Origin of the sequence: Tardiphaga sp. OK245 (assembly GCF_900108575.1) — a bacterium.
Lineage (GTDB): Bacteria > Pseudomonadota > Alphaproteobacteria > Rhizobiales > Xanthobacteraceae > Tardiphaga > Tardiphaga robiniae.
Map to the genome: position 1 here is coordinate 679,400 of NZ_FNWZ01000004.1, position 16,730 is coordinate 696,129.

At 62.0% G+C, this 16,730-nt stretch carries 14 protein-coding genes; 4 read left to right on the forward strand and 10 right to left on the reverse strand.

The window, feature by feature from the left end; translation table 11 throughout:
• Nucleotides 1–96 precede the first annotated feature (96 nt).
• Complete coding sequence (locus BLW80_RS21845) at nt 97–852, forward strand: P-loop NTPase family protein (protein WP_089262507.1); 756 nt, start codon at nt 97–99, stop codon at nt 850–852.
• 48 nt (nt 853–900) lie between these two features.
• On the forward strand, nt 901–1,569 hold the full coding sequence (locus BLW80_RS21850; protein WP_093759593.1) for a hypothetical protein: 669 nt from the start codon (nt 901–903) through the stop codon (nt 1,567–1,569).
• 174 nt (nt 1,570–1,743) lie between these two features.
• Here the strand turns inward: BLW80_RS21850 and BLW80_RS21855 are convergent, their stop codons facing one another.
• The 10 genes from BLW80_RS21855 to petA all read right to left on the reverse strand — a co-directional run bounded on the left by BLW80_RS21855 (nt 1,744) and on the right by petA (nt 12,437).
• Nucleotides 1,744–2,289, reverse strand: coding sequence for an adenine phosphoribosyltransferase (locus tag BLW80_RS21855; protein ID WP_093759594.1), 546 nt, complete (start codon nt 2,287–2,289; stop codon nt 1,744–1,746).
• Nucleotides 2,290–2,317: 28 nt separating this feature from the next.
• Nucleotides 2,318–4,480 (reverse strand): anthranilate synthase component I, encoded by a 2,163-nt coding sequence (locus BLW80_RS21860; protein ID WP_093759595.1) that lies wholly within the window; start codon nt 4,478–4,480, stop codon nt 2,318–2,320.
• Between the two features lie 207 nt (nt 4,481–4,687).
• Nucleotides 4,688–5,167: a GNAT family N-acetyltransferase gene (locus tag BLW80_RS21865; RefSeq protein WP_093759596.1), complete on the reverse strand. Its 480-nt coding sequence runs from the start codon at nt 5,165–5,167 to the stop codon at nt 4,688–4,690.
• A 55-nt stretch (nt 5,168–5,222) separates the two neighbouring features.
• Nucleotides 5,223–5,657, reverse strand: coding sequence for a GNAT family N-acetyltransferase (locus BLW80_RS21870; protein WP_349633112.1), 435 nt, complete (start codon nt 5,655–5,657; stop codon nt 5,223–5,225).
• 65 nt (nt 5,658–5,722) lie between these two features.
• On the reverse strand, nt 5,723–6,397 hold the full coding sequence (locus tag BLW80_RS21875) for a dienelactone hydrolase family protein (RefSeq protein ID WP_093759598.1): 675 nt from the start codon (nt 6,395–6,397) through the stop codon (nt 5,723–5,725).
• A 49-nt stretch (nt 6,398–6,446) separates the two neighbouring features.
• Nucleotides 6,447–7,724 carry a flavin-containing monooxygenase gene (locus BLW80_RS21880; protein ID WP_093759599.1) on the reverse strand — a complete coding sequence of 426 codons (1,278 nt, stop codon included), beginning with the start codon at nt 7,722–7,724 and terminating at the stop codon, nt 6,447–6,449.
• Complete coding sequence (locus BLW80_RS21885; protein ID WP_093759600.1) at nt 7,721–8,686, reverse strand: SDR family oxidoreductase; 966 nt, start codon at nt 8,684–8,686, stop codon at nt 7,721–7,723. Before BLW80_RS21885 ends, BLW80_RS21880 begins: the two co-directional genes overlap by 4 nt.
• The gene (locus BLW80_RS21890; protein ID WP_093759601.1) at nt 8,683–9,612 is read right to left on the reverse strand and encodes a bile acid:sodium symporter family protein; all 930 of its coding nucleotides are present in this window, start codon (nt 9,610–9,612) and stop codon (nt 8,683–8,685) included. Before BLW80_RS21890 ends, BLW80_RS21885 begins: the two co-directional genes overlap by 4 nt.
• A gap of 169 nt (nt 9,613–9,781) precedes the next feature.
• A complete protein-coding gene (locus tag BLW80_RS21895) occupies nt 9,782–11,851 on the reverse strand; it encodes a cytochrome c1 (protein WP_089262525.1) in 2,070 nt (689 codons plus the stop codon).
• A 58-nt stretch (nt 11,852–11,909) separates the two neighbouring features.
• Nucleotides 11,910–12,437, reverse strand: a complete 528-nt coding sequence (petA, locus tag BLW80_RS21900; RefSeq protein ID WP_068733107.1) for a ubiquinol-cytochrome c reductase iron-sulfur subunit — start codon at nt 12,435–12,437, stop codon at nt 11,910–11,912.
• Nucleotides 12,438–13,084: 647 nt separating this feature from the next.
• Between petA and BLW80_RS21905 the strand changes: the two genes are divergently transcribed.
• A complete protein-coding gene (locus BLW80_RS21905) occupies nt 13,085–15,283 on the forward strand; it encodes a TonB-dependent siderophore receptor (protein ID WP_502688622.1) in 2,199 nt (732 codons plus the stop codon).
• A 106-nt stretch (nt 15,284–15,389) separates the two neighbouring features.
• A complete protein-coding gene (gene fsrB / locus BLW80_RS21910) occupies nt 15,390–16,679 on the forward strand; it encodes a siderophore utilization protein FsrB (protein WP_089262527.1) in 1,290 nt (429 codons plus the stop codon).
• The last annotated feature ends 51 nt before the right edge of the window (nt 16,680–16,730 follow it).

Genomic DNA, 16,730 nt, shown 5'->3' on the forward strand with positions numbered 1-16,730 from the left:
GCCATGTTCGCGCCCAAAGCAGGCATCGGGTAGTGTTCTCCGGCGCGCGAATCTCCAGCGCGCGGATGCTCCAGTTGAAAGCGGCAAAGGAATTCCATGGCGAAGCCAGCAGTGATTGTCGTCGGCGCGGACAAGGGTGGGGTCGGCAAGACCACGGTTTCGCGGACGGTTCTGGACTATTTCAGCGCCAACAACGTCCCGACGCGCGCTTTCGACACCGAAGCGCCGCGCGGCACGCTGAAGCGGTTCCATTCGGACATCACCGAAATCGTCGACATGACGACCACGTCCGACCAGATGAAGATCTTCGATACGCTCAACAGCGCATCGCCCTCGGTGACCGTGATCGACGTCCGCGCAGGCCTGCTGTCCCGGGCGCTGGCCGATCTGCGTGACATCGGCTTCCTCGATGCCGCCAAGTCCGGCCAGATTACCTTTGCCGTTTTCCATATACTCGGCCCGTCGATCGCCTCCCTGGACGAGATCGCCGAGACCGCCGGCTTCATGGACGGTGCGAAGTATTTCCTGGTGAAGAACTTCATCAACAACACCAGCTTCTTCGAATGGGACCAGGCGACCTACAACTCCTATTTCCACCGCATCAAGGGCGCCACCGAGATCACCATCCCGAAGCTGAACGAAATGGCCTATGAGCAGGTCGAGGTCTCCAGCGTGCCGTTCCTGAAATTCGTCGCCAACAAGGGACCGCATGACGAGACCGCGAACTATTCGTTCGTGCTGCGCGGCTATGTCCGGCACTGGCTGGCCAATGTCTGGAGCGAATTCGACCGCATCAAGCTGACCGACATCGTCCACGACAAGCCCGGTGCCCGCAGCCCCGGCGAGAAGTAAGTCCATTTAACGATTGGAGCGGCGTCGGATTCGCCTGATATTGCGCCGATGCGACGCACGCCCGTTTATATCATCTGCTCGACGCGACCGATGGTCGGCAAGACCCTCGTCGCGCGCCTGTTATGCGAATTCCTGAAGCTGCAGCGCGGCGACGTCACCGCCTTCGATGTCAGCCTGAAAGAACCGTCGCTGCTGGATTTCCTGCCGAAGCTGACCGAGACCGCCGATATCGGCGACACATTTGGCAAGATGTCGCTGATGGACCGGCTCATCATCAATGACGACGTCGCCAAGGTGATCGACCTCGGCTATTTCGCCTTCGACGAATTCTTCAAAATGACCGGCGAGATCGGTTTCGCCAAGGAAGCCGCACGCCGCGGCGTGGCGCCCATCGTGTTCTTCATGGGCGATAGCGACCGCGCCTCATTGCGCGGCTACGAGATGCTGCAGCAGCAGTTCACCCGCAATTCGCTTTATGTGATCGACAACGAACACGTGCTGCGCGGCGAAATCCCGGTGGCGCTGGCGCAGGGCCGCATGCTGCGCATCGCGGCGCTGCCGGTGTTCCTCAAGACCTATATCGACCGGCTGAATTTCTCCTTCACCGGCTATTTGCGCTCGGAGCAGGATTCATCGACCGAGCTGCATCAGTGGATCAGGAAGAATTATTTCAGCTTTCGGGAAATCGAGCTGGGACTGCTGCTGCAGGGATCGTGAGGGCGGGCGACAAGCTCAGGATTCTCAGTTGTCATCCCCGCGAAGGCGGGGATCCATAACCACGGTCAGCATGATTGAAGCGGCAGAGCCACCACGACAGCGCTCTATTTAAATTGCTCGCGTGTATGGGTCTCCGCCTTCGCGGGGGACGACACCAGAGTTCGTGTCAGCGCTTCAATGCCCGTCGAACGTCATCAACGTGCGCACCGGCACGTCCATCGCACGCAGCTTTGCCGCACCACCGAGATCCGGCAGGTCAATGATGAAACACGCCGCCATCACCTCAGCGCCGATCTGGCGCATCAGCTTGACGGCGCCTTCAGCCGTGCCGCCGGTGGCGATCAGGTCGTCCACCAGGATCACGCGCTCGCCGGGCTTGATGGCGTCGGCATGCACTTCCATTTCGTCGATGCCGTATTCCAGCGAATAGGCGATCCGCACCGTCGTGTGCGGCAGCTTGCCCTTCTTGCGGATCGGCACGAAGCCGGCCGAGAGCTGATGCGCCACCGCGCCGCCGATGATGAAGCCGCGCGCTTCCATGCCGGCGACCTTGTCGATCTTCAAGCCCGCCCAGGGCTGTACCAGCTCGTCCACCGCGCGGCGGAACGAGCGTGCATCACCCAGCAGTGTGGTGATGTCGCGAAACAGGATACCCGGCTTCGGATAATCCACAATGGTGCGGACGGAGGCTTTGAGATCGTGCGCGAGTTCGGGTGTCATCAGGGTCTTTCGATTCTTCAGATGGAGATCAGTTGGGGCGCTGCCCCAACCGAAATGCGTTTTCGACGATACGTAAGCCGACCTCGCCGCCAAGCGACATCAGCGATTCCGGATGAAACTGCACGCCGCCGACCGGCAGCGTCTTGTGTTCGATGGCCATGGCGACACCGTCCTCGGTGGAGGCCGTCACGGTGAGCACATCGGGCATGCTGTCCTGCTCGACAAACAGCGAGTGATAGCGGCCGATGACGATTTCATTGGGCAGACCGTTCATCAACTTTCCGCCGCGCACCTGCACGCGCGACGGCCGTCCATGCGCCGGCTGCGCGAGCTGGCCCAGCACGCCGCCGAAATATTCGCCGATTGCCTGCACGCCCAGGCAGACGCCGAACACCGGCAGTTTCTTGTCCAGCGCGGTATCGAGTGTCTTGCCTATGCCGAAATCGGCGGGACGTCCCGGCCCCGGCGACAGCACGAGGAGATCGAAACTCTCGCGGTTCAGGACGGTCTGTGCATGGACATGACGAACCACGCTGACGGTGGCGCCGACCTGACGGAAATAATCCGCCAGCATATGCACGAAACTGTCGTCGTGATCGATCAGCAGCACCTTCTTGCCCGAACCGGTTGCATCCGGCGCAAAGGCCGACAGCCGCTTCGGCGGATCGCCGCGCAGCGCCTGGAACAGGGCTGCAGCCTTGGTCTGGCATTCCTTCTCTTCGGCGACGGGATCCGAATCGAACAGCAGCGTCGCGCCGACGCGAACTTCGGCGAGGCCGTCCTTCATGCGGATCGTACGGATGGTGATCCCGGTATTGATGCCGCCATCGAATGACACGGCACCAATCGCGCCGGCATACCAACGCCGCGACGAGCGCTCGTTATCCTCGACGAACTGCATCGCCCAGAGCTTCGGCGCGCCGGTCACGGTCACCGCCCAGGCATGGGTCAGGAACGCATCGAGCGCATCAAAGCCCGGCCGCAGCATGCCTTCCACATGATCGACGGTGTGGAACAGTTTTGAGTAGGTCTCGATCTGCCGCCGCGCCAGCACCTTGATCGTGCCAGGCACGCAGACACGCGCCTTATCGTTACGATCGACGTCGGTGCACATGTTGAGTTCGAACTCGTCTTTCTCCGAATTCAGCAACTGCCGTATCTGTTCGGCATCGCCGATGGCATCGACGCCGCGCGCGATGGTGCCAGAGATCGGACAGGTCTCGACGCGGCGACCGTCGGAACGCACGAACATTTCCGGCGAGGCAGCGACGAGAAATTCGCCATCGCCGAGATTCATCAGCGCGCCATAGGGCGACGGGTTAATAACACATAGCCGCTGGAACACTTCCGCCGGCGAACGCTCGCAGGGCTCGGCGAACAACTGACCGGGCACCGCCTCGAACAGATCGCCACGCGCAAAAGCGGCACGGGCGTTCTCCACCGTGCGCTGATATTCACCGGGTGCGTGATCGGCAAAGCCCTGACGCGGTGCCTTGTTGTAGCCGCTGTCGGGCGTATCACGCGGCAGGCCCTTGGTCGTGCGATCCTTCCAGGTGAAATCATAGGACATCAGCACGCCGCGGCCGGTGGCGCGGTCATAGGCCAGCAGCGTGTCGGGCAGATACAGCACGATGTCGCGCTGGTCGGCCTCGCGCATGCGCTTCTGCTTCAGGTCCTCCATCTGGAACACGAGGTCATAGGCGAAGGCGCCATAGAGCCCGAGCATGGAATCGTCCGAGGAAAACAATTGCGCGACCATGTCGCGCACCAGTGACATCACGCTGGCGCGGCGGGTGCGCTGGTCTTCCTCGACCGGCGCCTCGCCGCGGATGATGTGGCCCTTGAGCTTCGACATCGTCCGCCCGTCGAGCGCGATACAGGGATCCTGCAGCGTGTCGGCGAGGAAGGCGATCAACACCTGGCCACGCTTGTTCAGCGCCGTTAGCGTGAAATCCGTCCCGGTGGTTTCCAGCAGCAACGGCGGATCGGCAAAACCGAGATCGAAGCTCTCATAGCGACCGGGCACCGTGGTACCCGACGACAGCACCACGCCGCGGCGCTGGTCGAGCCGGACGATCAGATCGTCCAGCGCGGTGCCGCCGGTGAAATAATCGACATGGCGCGCCACGGTGAGACCCGCGCGGGTCTTGTAGGCGCTGTCAGCGGGGAGCGAAAACACAGTCCTGTTCATGGTGTCCTCTTAGGAAACATGCCGGAGGGGGCGCCACACAGAACAAACAAGCAAAGGCCGTCGCACTGCGATGGCGGCCTTCGACGATTGAAAATAAGCAAATCGCACCGACCACCTCTTCAGGAGGTGCGCCACCAACGACGGCTGTTGCGGACAGGGGTGCTCATGGCGGGCAAATCACCATGGCCGGCCCGGAAGGTCAAGGGACTAAACGGCCCTCGGCCGCTCCCGGACGAATACCGTCAGTTTAAGCGCCCCGACGCCGTCCTCGATCGGGGTCCAGCCGATGCTCTCGTACCAGGCCCGACGGGGCGGGGCAGCGCAGAGATAGACCCGGGCACGCCCCCGGGAGAAGGCCTCCAGGCACGCCCGTTCGATCAGCGCCGGGGCGATACCCTGTTTGCGGGCATCTGGCTCGGTCCAGACCGCCGCCACCCAGGGCGTATATTGCGGACGCTCGTCGAGATCGGACACCAGCAGCGACGCCGTTCCGAGAAAGTCTGGCCCACGATGGGCCACCAGCGCGATCGGCAGGTCGGTCCCCTGCATGTTCTCGCGCAGTCGCTCGACGATATAGGCCTCGGGCACGCCATGGCGTTTCCACCACGCCTGCCAGATACGATCGGCGACGGTATCGAAGAAGTCGGGCTGCTGGCGCAAATCGGAAATGGTGAAGTCGGATGTCATCGGCCTCGACCTACAAGGTCAGGCCTGTCGCATCAAGCTGCCACGCGGCTGTGCGTCACGATGTGTGAGCTTCACCGGTGAGCCGCTTCAGCATGGGAAAGGATGACGTCGTGCCGAATTTTCCCTGCGGCACTCCGCAGTCTTCATAGCCGGCAGACAGATACAGGCGATGTGCTGTCTCGGTGCTGATCAGATTGCAGACATCGTTGCCATGGTCCCGTGCGGTCGCCTCAAGCTGTGCCAGCATCGCCTTGCTGACGCCCCGGAACCGGGCATCCGGCGAGACGTAGTTGCACGTAATCTCGCCATCGTGTCTGACGATGCCGACGGCGAGCACTGTTTCTTCCTCGACCGCGACGAGAACGAAATTGTCCGGATGGGCAATCCAGCCCCCGACCACCGCCGGCGTCTTGTTGTCGAGCCACCTCTGCAGGATCGCCGGATCGTCATGATGATCGGCGCCGCAGAGCTCGGCGATGGAACGGCGCAAGACATCGCATATCTCGGCCGCTTCATCGGGTCGTGCTCTGCGGATCAGCATCCGATCAAAAGGCCTCAGCCCAGATGTTTCTTGAAGAACGCCGTCGCGCGGCCCCAGGCGAGTTCGGCGGCTTCGCGGTCATGTACGCTGACGCGCTGTTCGTTGACGAAAGCGTGGTCGGCATCATAGCGGAAGAACTCGGCCGACTTGCCGGCAGCCTTCAGGCCGTTCTCGAACGCATCAACCACCGCAGGCGTGCACCAGTCGTCGCGATTAGCGAAGTGGCCCTGCAGCGGCACCTGCACATCGGCGGGCTTCGCGGCCTGCTCCGGCGGAATGCCATAGAACGCCACGGCGGCCTTGAGTTCGGGAATCTTGCACGAACCGATGATGGTCACGGCGCCGCCAAGGCAGAAACCGGTGAGACCGACCTTGGCGCCGTTGCGCGACAGATATTGCGCCGCGCCGCGCACGGTCTGCGTGGTGGCGTCCATGAAATCGAGCGAGTTCATTTCTTTGCCGGCCGCATCCGTGTCGTGATAGGGCACGACCACACCATTATAGAGATCAGGCGCCAGCGCATCGAAGCCGGCCAGCGCAAGACGATCGGCCAGGCCCTTGATCTGCTCCTGCAGACCCCACCATTCCTGGATCACGACGACGCCGGGCGCATTGCCGGCCTGGGCATTGGCGAGATAGCCCTTGGCTTCCTTGCCGTCGGGGCGCTTGAAGCTGATCGATGTTCCCATGATGTCCTCCGCTGGAATGGTTCGGGGCAACTTATAGACCCCTCACGTGTCAACTCAACCGGGCCAGCACGCGCTGCAGGTCTCGCTTGTAGGTCAGAAAATCGACAAACAATCCGTGTTCGCCGCCGTCGCGCCGAGGCGGCCGCGCGAACCACTGCGTGATCTCCTGCCGCAGCGTTACCGCCGCATCCGGCCGGGCACTGCGCGCTGTGAGATAGGCTGCGATCACGCGGGCCTGCAATGCACGCCCTTCCCAGCCCACGCCCGCGCCTTCCAGCAGCCCGGCCACATACAGGCCGTTATCCTCCGACGGAAACATGTTCATGAACAGCTTGGGCGCACCGATCGCGTCCTGCCAATCGAGTGCACGGAGATCGCCGAGGAACGGAAACGTGATCCGGTAGCCGGTCGCAAGCAACACCAGATCGACCTCGTCGCAGCGGCCATCGGCGAACACGACCGACTTGCTGTTGAATTCGCGGACTGGCTTGCGCAGGGCGACATCGCCCTGGCCAAGATGCTGCAGCACCAGCGAATTGACGATCGGTGTCCGGTCATAGAGCCGGTGCTGTGGCTTGGGCAGGCCGAAATGCTCCGGCGCGCCGACGATGAAGCGCAGGATCGGCTCGTGCAGCCTTGAGCGCAGGTTCTTCGGGATGATGAAGCGCTTCGGCTTGTGATTGCCTTCGTCCGCCGGCTTGCCAGCGAGGAATTTCGGCACGAAATGATTGCCGCCGCGCACGCTCCACAACACCTTATCCGCGCGATGGATCGCATCGACGACAATGTCGCAGCCGGTATTGCCCATACCGACCACCAGCACGCGCTGGCCAGCAAAGATATCGGCGGTCTTGTAGTCCTTGGCATGCATCACGGGGCCATCAAAGGTGCCTGACGTTTTGGGGATCAGGGGATCGCTGAGATGGCCATTGGCGATGACGACGCCGGCATAGTCGGCTGCCGTACCGTCGCTGAAAACGGCGCGCCATCCGCCACCCTGCCGCGTCAGACTGCGCACGCCAGTGTTGAAGCGGATCAGCGGATAGAGATCGAAATGCCGGGCATAGCTCTGCAGATAATCCAGCACCTGGCGATGGCCCGGATAGGCCGGCCAGTCCTCCGGCATCGGGAAATCCGCAAAGGCCGTGGTACGCTTCGACGAGATCAGATGCGTCGAGGCGTAGACTGCGCTCGGCGCCGCGCCATACAGCCACTGCCCGCCAATATCGGCATTCTGCTCCACGGCTTCCACCGCATGGCCAGCGGCTTTCAGGCTCTGGATTGCGGCAAGACCTGCGGGACCGGCGCCGATGACAAGGAAAGTCATGACATCGGCTCCGGGCGCTCGTCGCGATAGCGTTCGAACACGGCGCGCGCATCGAGCTGCGGTGAGTAGCCGAATTCGGACTTGAGGCGCGTATTATCGAGTACCGGACGATACTGGATGAATTTGACATTCTGTGGTGTCAACTTGGTCAGCCCGAACGCATGGAGCAACCACAGCGCACCCTTCATCACCGCGGGCGGAATTGGAATGAACGGCTTGCCATTCAGCTGCGCAATCTCGCGCAGGCTGAGCGTACCATCGCCGGCGAGATTATAGATGCCGCCCTTGCCAGTGTGCACGGCCTGCGCCAGTGCCGCCACCACATCGGAATCGGCGATCAGCGAGAACGGCGTTGCGGTGCCACTGAGGCCGGTGACAACAGGGCGCTCGAACAATGCAGTGATCTGGTTGTTCGTGGTTGGCCCCAGCACCGTGCAGGGACGAAACACGGTCTGCCGCAATTGCGGATGATCGCTACGCCAGCGCGCCAGCATCTCCTCGACCTCGCGCTTGTTGCGCGCATAAGGGAAATCCTCGTTACCGCGCAGCGGATCGGCCTCGCGCAACGGGACGGGATTGTCGGCGTGATAGCCATAGGCCGCGCCGCTCGAGGTGACGATGAGGTGGCCAACACCAGCCGCGAGACAGGCTTCCAGCACATTGCGCGTGCCCAGCACGTCGATCTCATAGTCGCGCCGGTCGTCGCCGCCGACGGCAACGACCGAAGCCAGATACACCACCGTACGGGGTTTCACGCGGGCGACGACATCCTTCAAGCCGGGATCGCGAATGTCGCCGTGCTCATAGGCTACGCCGTCGAGGCGCTGTTGTGGCGGCACCTCGCGCAGATCGAGCGCTGTCACCGGCCCGTCACTGCGCGCCAGCTCGCGCAACAGCGCGCTGCCGATGAAGCCAGCAGCGCCGGTGATCAGCACCCCACTATTCGCCATCGCGTCGCTCATGCAGCACCTTCCATGCGTGCCGGATGTGGATCGCGCCGTTTCCACCAGGCCGCCAGCGCCCAGCCGGAGACGAGGTGCCAGACTCCCCAGCCAGCGGCGACCAGCGCAGCCCCGCCAAGGCCGTCGAATTGCGTGAGGATCAGCGCCAGCCCCAGGCCGGAATTATGCATGCTGACTTCGATGGTGAGCGCGCGGGTGTCGTAGTCGCTGAGCCCAAGGATCTTCGCGACGCCCCAGCCGAGTGCGACGGCGATCGCGTTATGCAGCACGACGAAGGGCAGCACCGAGGTCGAGAACACCGAGATGTAGCGCCAGTTGGTGACGGTTGCGGCCAAAATAAATCCGATCAGGAACACGAAAGACAGGATCTGCAGCGGCCGGCGCAGACGGTCGGCCAGCCCCGGCAGATGACGCACCGTGAGCAGACCGGCAACCATCGGCACGCCGAGCAGCAGCACGGTCGATCCGATAAACGAGACGGGATCGACGCTCACCTGGCGCAGCAGTGCGGCGGTTTGCGGATTGAGCCCGGCCCAGAACAGGATGTTCAGCGGCGTCGTGACGGACGCAAGCAGGCTGGAGATGCCGGTCATCGACACCGACAGCGCCGTGTTGCCGCGCGCCATATGAGTGATGAGGTTGGAGATGTTGCCACCAGGACAGGCCGCCACCACCATCATGCCAAGCGCGATGGAAGGCTGCGGCTTCAACACCATGGTGATCGCCCATGTGACCGCCGGCAGCAGGATCAGTTGCGCGGCGAGCCCCGCGAGCGGCGCCGCCGGACGTCGGAATACATCGACAAAATCGGCGACGCGAAGATCGAGCGCGACGCCATACATGATCAGCGCCAGCACGATGCCGAGCGCCATCTGGCCACCCGGACTGATGTTCAGCAGAATATCGTCGATCGCCGCGCCCGCCATCCATCCCCCCGATGAGCGTGGATATCCGTGACGCTCACCGAGCCCGCGTCTCCCGCCTTTGCGCGAAGCTTAGTCAACGGTTCCTCGAGAATCCATGGTCCGGGCGCGCACAGGCTGAAAACGAAAAAGGGCCCCATCGGGGGCCCTTTTGAAAGAATGTTTGCGACGCTCAGTGAGCGTTCGCCCAGACCTTCTTCTTCGTGAAATACATCAGGAACGCGAAGATGATCAGGAACACCATCACCTGCAAGCCGATACGCTTGCGGGCCTCGAGATGCGGCTCCGCGGTCCACATCAGGAAGGTCGAAACGTCCTTGGCGTAGTTCTCGACCTTCTGCGGGGTGCCGTCATCATAGGTCACCTGATCGTCGGAGATCGGCTTCGGCATCTTGATGGCATGGCCGGGGAAGTACTTGTTGTAATACGCGCCCGGCGGCAGCGCGAAATCCTTCGGCGCCGGATCGACATAGCCCTGCAGCAGGGCGTCGATATAGTTCGGGCCCTTCTCCTGGAACTGGGTGAAGAAGTCGAACACGAATTGCGGGAAGCCGCGGTCGTAGTTGCGGGCCTTGGCCATCAGTGACAAGTCCGGCGGATAGGCGCCGCCATTGGCCGCGCGCGCCGCGTTCTCGTTCGGGAACGGCTTGGGGAATGGATCCGCGAGACGACCGGGACGTTCGAACATATCGCCGGCGTCGTTCGGACCGTCCTGCACCTTGATCTCGGATGCCACTGCCAGCGCCTGAGCCGCAGAGAAGCCCGGGCCGCCCACGTCCGCGAGGTTGCGGAAGTGGATCAGGCTCATCGAGTGACAGGTCGAGCAGACTTCCTTGTAGACCTTGTAACCGCGCTGCAGGGCACCGCGGTCAAACTTGCCGAAAGGGCCGGCAAACGACCAGCTCAGAGACGGCGGCGTCGGGCCGCCATGCTCGTCGGCAGCTTTGGCACTCTGCGTGCCGCCGGCCATCAGACCACCGGCGAGAACCAGTGCGACGATCGCGGAGGCTGCCTTCTTGCCGTATTTGGCCAGCACATCGTCAGCGATCGAGTTCGGCACTGCGCGCGGCGTTTCGATACGGCTGAGGATCGGCAGCACGATCAGGAAGTAGGCGAAGTAGCAGAACGTCAATACGCGGCCGGCGATGATGTAGATGCCTTCCGCGGGCTTGCCGCCGAGCCAGCCGAGCAGGACCGCCACCACGACGAACATCCAGAAGAACTGCTTGGCCAGCGGACGATATTTCGACGACTTGGTCTTGGCGGTATCGAGCCAGGGCAGGAAGGCCAGCACGATGATCGCTGAGAACATCGCGATGACGCCGCCGAGCTTGCTCGGGATCGAACGCAGGATGGCGTAGAATGGCAGGTAGTACCATTCCGGCACGATGTGCGCGGGCGTCACGCCCGGATTGGCCGGGATGTAGTTATCGGGATCGCCGAGATAGTTCGGGATGTAGAACACGAACCAAGCGTAGAAGATCATGAAGCAGACCATGCCGAAACCATCCTTGATGGTCGCGTAGGGCGTGAACGGCACGGTATCCTTCTCGGTCTTCGGCTCGACGCCGGCCGGATTGTTCTGACCGGCGACATGCAGCGCCCAGACGTGCAGCACGACGACGCCGGCGATCACGAAGGGCAGCAGGTAATGCAGCGAGAAGAAGCGGTTCAGCGTCGGATTGCCGACCGAATAGCCGCCCCACAGCAGGGTCACGATGCTCTCGCCCACATAGGGAATCGCCGAGAACAGGTTGGTGATGACGGTGGCGCCCCAGAAGCTCATCTGGCCCCACGGCAGCACGTAGCCCATGAAACCGGTCGCCATCATCAGAAGGTAGATGATCACGCCAAGGATCCAGAGGATTTCGCGCGGTGCCTTGTACGACCCGTAATACAGGCCACGCAGCATGTGGATGTAGACGGCGATGAAGAACATCGATGCGCCGTTGGAGTGCAGATAACGCAACAGCCAACCGTAATTCACATCGCGGACAATGCTCTCGACCGAATTGAAGGCCATGTCCACATGCGGCGTGTAATGCATCGCCAGGATCACGCCGGTGACGATCTGCACGCCGAGCATGAAGGACAGGATGCCGCCGAACGTCCACCAGTAATTCAGGTTACGCGGTGTCGGATAGGCAACGAAGGAGGAATGGACGAGGCCGATGATTGGCAGACGCTTTTCAATCCACTGCAAAGCGGGATTGGTCGGCTGGTAGGTCGATGGTCCGCTCATGATGCGATCCTGAGAAGAGAAAAACACTATCGGCGCGAGATCGGAGGGATCCGACAGCTCAGCCGATCTTGATCTTGGTGTCAGAGACGAAGGCGTAAGGCGGGATCGGCAGGTTGAGCGGCGCCGGACCCTGACGGATGCGGCCCGAAGTGTCGTAGACCGAGCCGTGGCAGGGGCAGAAAAAGCCGTCGTAAGCGCCTTCGTGAGCAATCGGGATGCAGCCCAGATGGGTGCAGATGCCGATGACGACCAACCACTGGTCGTGGCCTTCCTTGACGCGGGCCTGATCGGTCTGCGGATCAGGCAGGCTCGACACCGGAACGGCGCGCGCCTCTTCGACCTGCTTCTTGGTCCGGTTCATGATGTAGATCGGCTTGCCGCGCCAGAACACCTTGATGTCCTGCCCCTCGGCGATGGGGGCCAGATCGACCTCGATCGGCGCACCCGCCGCGATGGTCGAAGCATCTGGATTCATTTGAGAAATCAGCGGCCAGACGGCGGCTGCGGCGCCCACTGCAGCCACTGCCCCAGTGGCCACGAACAAGAAATCACGGCGCGTGTGTTCCGCCGAAGACGTTGTCGTCACGATCCCAACCCTTTCTTATCTGCAGCCGGCTTAGACACTCCCGGTCACGTCTTTGCGTTGACCTGAAGCAAAAAACCGACGCCCGCGATTCTCCCCACGGCGGCAGAGGCCTACTAGTCCTTGCCTAACAGGCAGAACACGCAGTCCAGAATCGTTCTATTGGCACCCTTGGTGCGGCAGTGCAAGCCTACGATCGGCGAAGCAAGATGCGATGCACCACAGAATCAACGCCTTTCCGCGCGGCGGATAATTCGGCACGTCGTGACTATCGGAAACGGCCATCAGGCTTTTGGCGGGACAAGGGATCGCGATTCGCAGTCGATCGCGCTCCGCCGATTTTCCGGACACCTCTCGCGCGCCACGATTCGCGCGACGGTCAGGCAAAAACGGCAACAATTCATGATCGTGAATAATTCTGCGTCGTTTCAGCAACAAATCGCGCTCAAGTAGCGCGTTTGAAGACGTTCTAAATCCCTAATTCTGTTCTCATTCTTCGCCTGCGCTAAAGCGAAAGCATCCAAATTTTACCGGTAGAGCCGGCCTAACTGGGGCATCGCAGCGTCATGACAACATCCCACTTCATCGAATCGGCAACTCGGCTGCACACGCTTCGGGCTCTATGTCTTTGCGCCGTCAGCGGTCTCGCTTTGTCGATTCCGACAGGTACTGCCGACGCTCAGTCGGCCCTGCCGCCAGTGACGGTGGATGCGCCGCAGCAGCGTACGCGTCCGGCGACGGCCAGGCCGACCCAGCGCGCATCGACCAGCCGCGCTGCCCGCACCAATCGCACGGCCCGCGCGCCGCAGGCGGCACCGGTGGCGCCAGCCAATCCCAACGCCGGTGAGCGCGCCGGCGGCCCCGTGATCGGCTTCGTCGCCAATCGCAGCGGCTCCGCCACCAAAACCGACACCCCGATCATGGAAACTCCGCAATCGATCTCGGTGATCACCTCCGACCAGATCAAGACCCAGGACGCACAGACCCTCACTCAGGCGCTGCGCTACACCGCGGGCGCTAATGGCGACGTCAATGGCGGTTCCGACACCCGCAATGGCGGCATTCAAATCCGCGGCTTCGACATGACGCAGCAGGGGCTGTATCTCGATGGCCTGCGACTGCCCAGCACGCCCTATATCCATTTCGACAGCCTCGATCCCTTCGGCGCGTCTCGTCTCGAAGTGCTGAAAGGGCCGTCCTCGGTGATGTATGGTGGCAGCGGGCCGGGCGGCATCCTCAACTATGTCAGCAAGCTGCCGACCGCCCGCCAGTTCGGCGAAATCTCGGTGTCAGGCGGCAGTTTCGACCGCTATCAGGGCGAGTTCGATTTTGGCGGCCCCGCCAACAAGGAAGGCACGGTACTCTATCGCCTGACCGGCCTGGTCCGTGACGGCGGCACGCAGGTCGATGACGCCAGGGACAGCCGCGTCTTCATCGCGCCGGCCGTCACCTTCAAGCCGAACGAAGAAACCACACTCACAGTGCTGGCGAATTATCAGAAGGAGAAGAACGGCTGGGGTCTGCAGTTCCTGCCGGCATCCGGCACGATCTATCCGAATGCGGGCCGTATCATCCCTATCAACCGCAACACCGGCGAACCCGGCTTCAACAGATACAACAACGAGATCGCTTCGGTTGGCTACCTGTTCGCGCATAACATCAACGACAACCTGACCTTCCGGCAGAACCTGCGCTACTCGTGGATGCACAACGAATCCGACAGCATCAATGCCGGCGGTTACCTCGACGAAGCCGCCGGACTGCTCTACCGCTACGGCGGATCATCGGCCTCTACGATCAACTCCATCGCCGTCGACAACCAGCTGGAGGGCCACTTCACCACCGGCATCCTGAGCCACACCACGCTGTTCGGCATCGACTATCGAAACACGACATCGACCGACGTCAACACGAGCTACAGCGCCGATCCCCTCAACGTCTTCAACCCCGTCTACACCAACACCTGGACCAAGGGCGCGCTCTACGAAGACTATCGTGTGAAGCAATCGCAGGTCGGCATCTATGCCCAGGACCAGATCAAGCTCGGTCGTCTTTCGGTCCAGCTCGGTGGCCGGCAGGATTTTGCCAAGACGACCTACGACAACTACATGGACGGTTCATCGACCTCCACCGACGCCTCGGCCTTCACCGGTCGTGCGGGCGTGATCTACAATTTCGACAGCGGCGTGGCGCCCTATTACAGCTATTCGGAATCTTTCCTGCCGGTGCTGAACATCGCCAATGGCAGCCTGCTGGCGCCGGAAACAGCGCATCAGCATGAGGTCGGCATCAAGTATCAGCCGGTCGGCGTCAATGCGATGATCACGCTTGCCGCCTTCGACTTGACCCGGCAAAATGTCGTTCGCTTCCTGCCTGTTGCGCCGTTCACGGCGATTCAAACCGGCGAGGTCAATTCGCGCGGCATCGAACTGGAAGCCACCGCCACCCTCGCCGCCGGCTTCAACGTCCGCGCCGCCTATTCCTACATCGACATCGAAGTCACCAAGGATCCGGTGAATGTTGGCAAGGCTCTGACGACCGTGCCGATGAATCGCTTGGGCATCTGGAGCGACTACACGATGCAAGGTGGCCTGTTCGAGGGCGTCCAGGTCGGCGGCGGCATTCGCTACATCGGCGATAGCTGGGCCGACGATGCCAACACAAGCAAGGTGCCGGGAGCCACCGTGGTCGACGCGCTGCTGGCCTATAATCAGAAGAACTACCGGCTCGCGCTCAACGTCACCAATATTGCAGACACCCGCTATGTTTCATCCTGCTACAGCCCCGTTTATGGCTGCTTTTACGGTGACTCGCGCAAGGTCGTCGCCAAGCTGACCTATCGCTGGTGAACATTAGAATCGCCCTAAAACGCGACAATACGCCACCGTCAGTCTCTCGACCGGCGGTGGCGACACTTGGTAGTAAACGCGACCACAACAACACGGGCGGAACGCCATGAGATCGATCTTCGGGCGCCTGCATCGCTGGGCTGGACTCCTCACCGCCGCCTTCCTGTTCTTCTCGGGCGTCACCGGCGCGGTTATCTCGTGGGATCACGAGCTTGACGATCTCCTCAACAGCAAGCTGAAGGACGTCACCACCGCGGGGCCCGCTAAACCATCGATCGAACTCGCGGGCCTGATCGAGCAGCGCGATCCGCGCGCGCGCGTGATCCACATGTACATGACGCCGGAAAAGAATGAGTCGCTCTCGTTCTTTGTTCTGCCGCGGATCGATCCCACGACAAGCAAGCGTTACACGCTCGATTACAATCAGATCTTCCTCGATCCCAACACCGGTGAGGAACTCGGCCGCCGCTATTGGGGCGCCGTCTGGCCCGTGACCCGCGAGAACTTCGTCTCGTTTCTCTACAAGCTGCACTACACGATGCACATCCCGGAATTCTGGGGCAGCGACCGCTGGGGCATGCGCATCCTCGGCGTCATCGCCATCATCTGGACCATCGATTGCTTCATCGGATTCTATCTGACACTACCATCGCGCAAACGCGTCAAGGCAGGAGCGGCTCCCGCCGTCGCGCGCGAACTCGGCAAGGGGTTCTGGGCGCGCTGGAAGCCGGCCTGGATGATCAAGACCTCGGGCAGCGCCTACCGGATCAATTTCGACATCCACCGCGCCTTCAGCCTGTGGACCTGGGCCCTGCTGTTCATCATCGCATTCACGGCGTTCTCGTTGAACCTGTACTTCGAAGTCTTTTCGCCGCTGATGAAGAAGTTCTCGGACTACACGCCGACGCCTTACGAGCAGCGTGAGTATCGTCACCTCGATAATCCGATCGAACCCAAGATGACCTGGGCCCAGATCCTCGAGCGCGCCACCGCCGACGGCAAGGCGCGCGGCTGGACCACACCGATCGGCTCGCTGTTCTACGGCCCTGCACATGGTGTGTATCAGGTGTTCTTCTTCGAACCTGGTGACGATCACGGCGCCGCAGGCGTCGGCCCGCCGTCGCTGTTTTACGACAGCGAGGACGGCCGTCCGCTCGGCGCAAAGCTGCCTTGGGTCGGCACCGCCGCCGACATCTTCGTGCAGATGCAGTTCCCGATGCATTCGGGACGAATCCTGGGTCTGCCCGGCCGCATCCTGATTTCGGCGATGGGTCTGGTGGTGGCGGCGCTCTCAGTGACCGGCGTGGTGATCTGGTGGCGCAAGCGCCGCGCACGCGTAAAGGTACGCGAGACAACGGAAGCACGTTCGAATACGCGACTCGCGCCGGCGGAATAGAGCCGCTGGCCTTGTCCGACTGCATGTCAGGCGCTATCGCCTGACATGGGT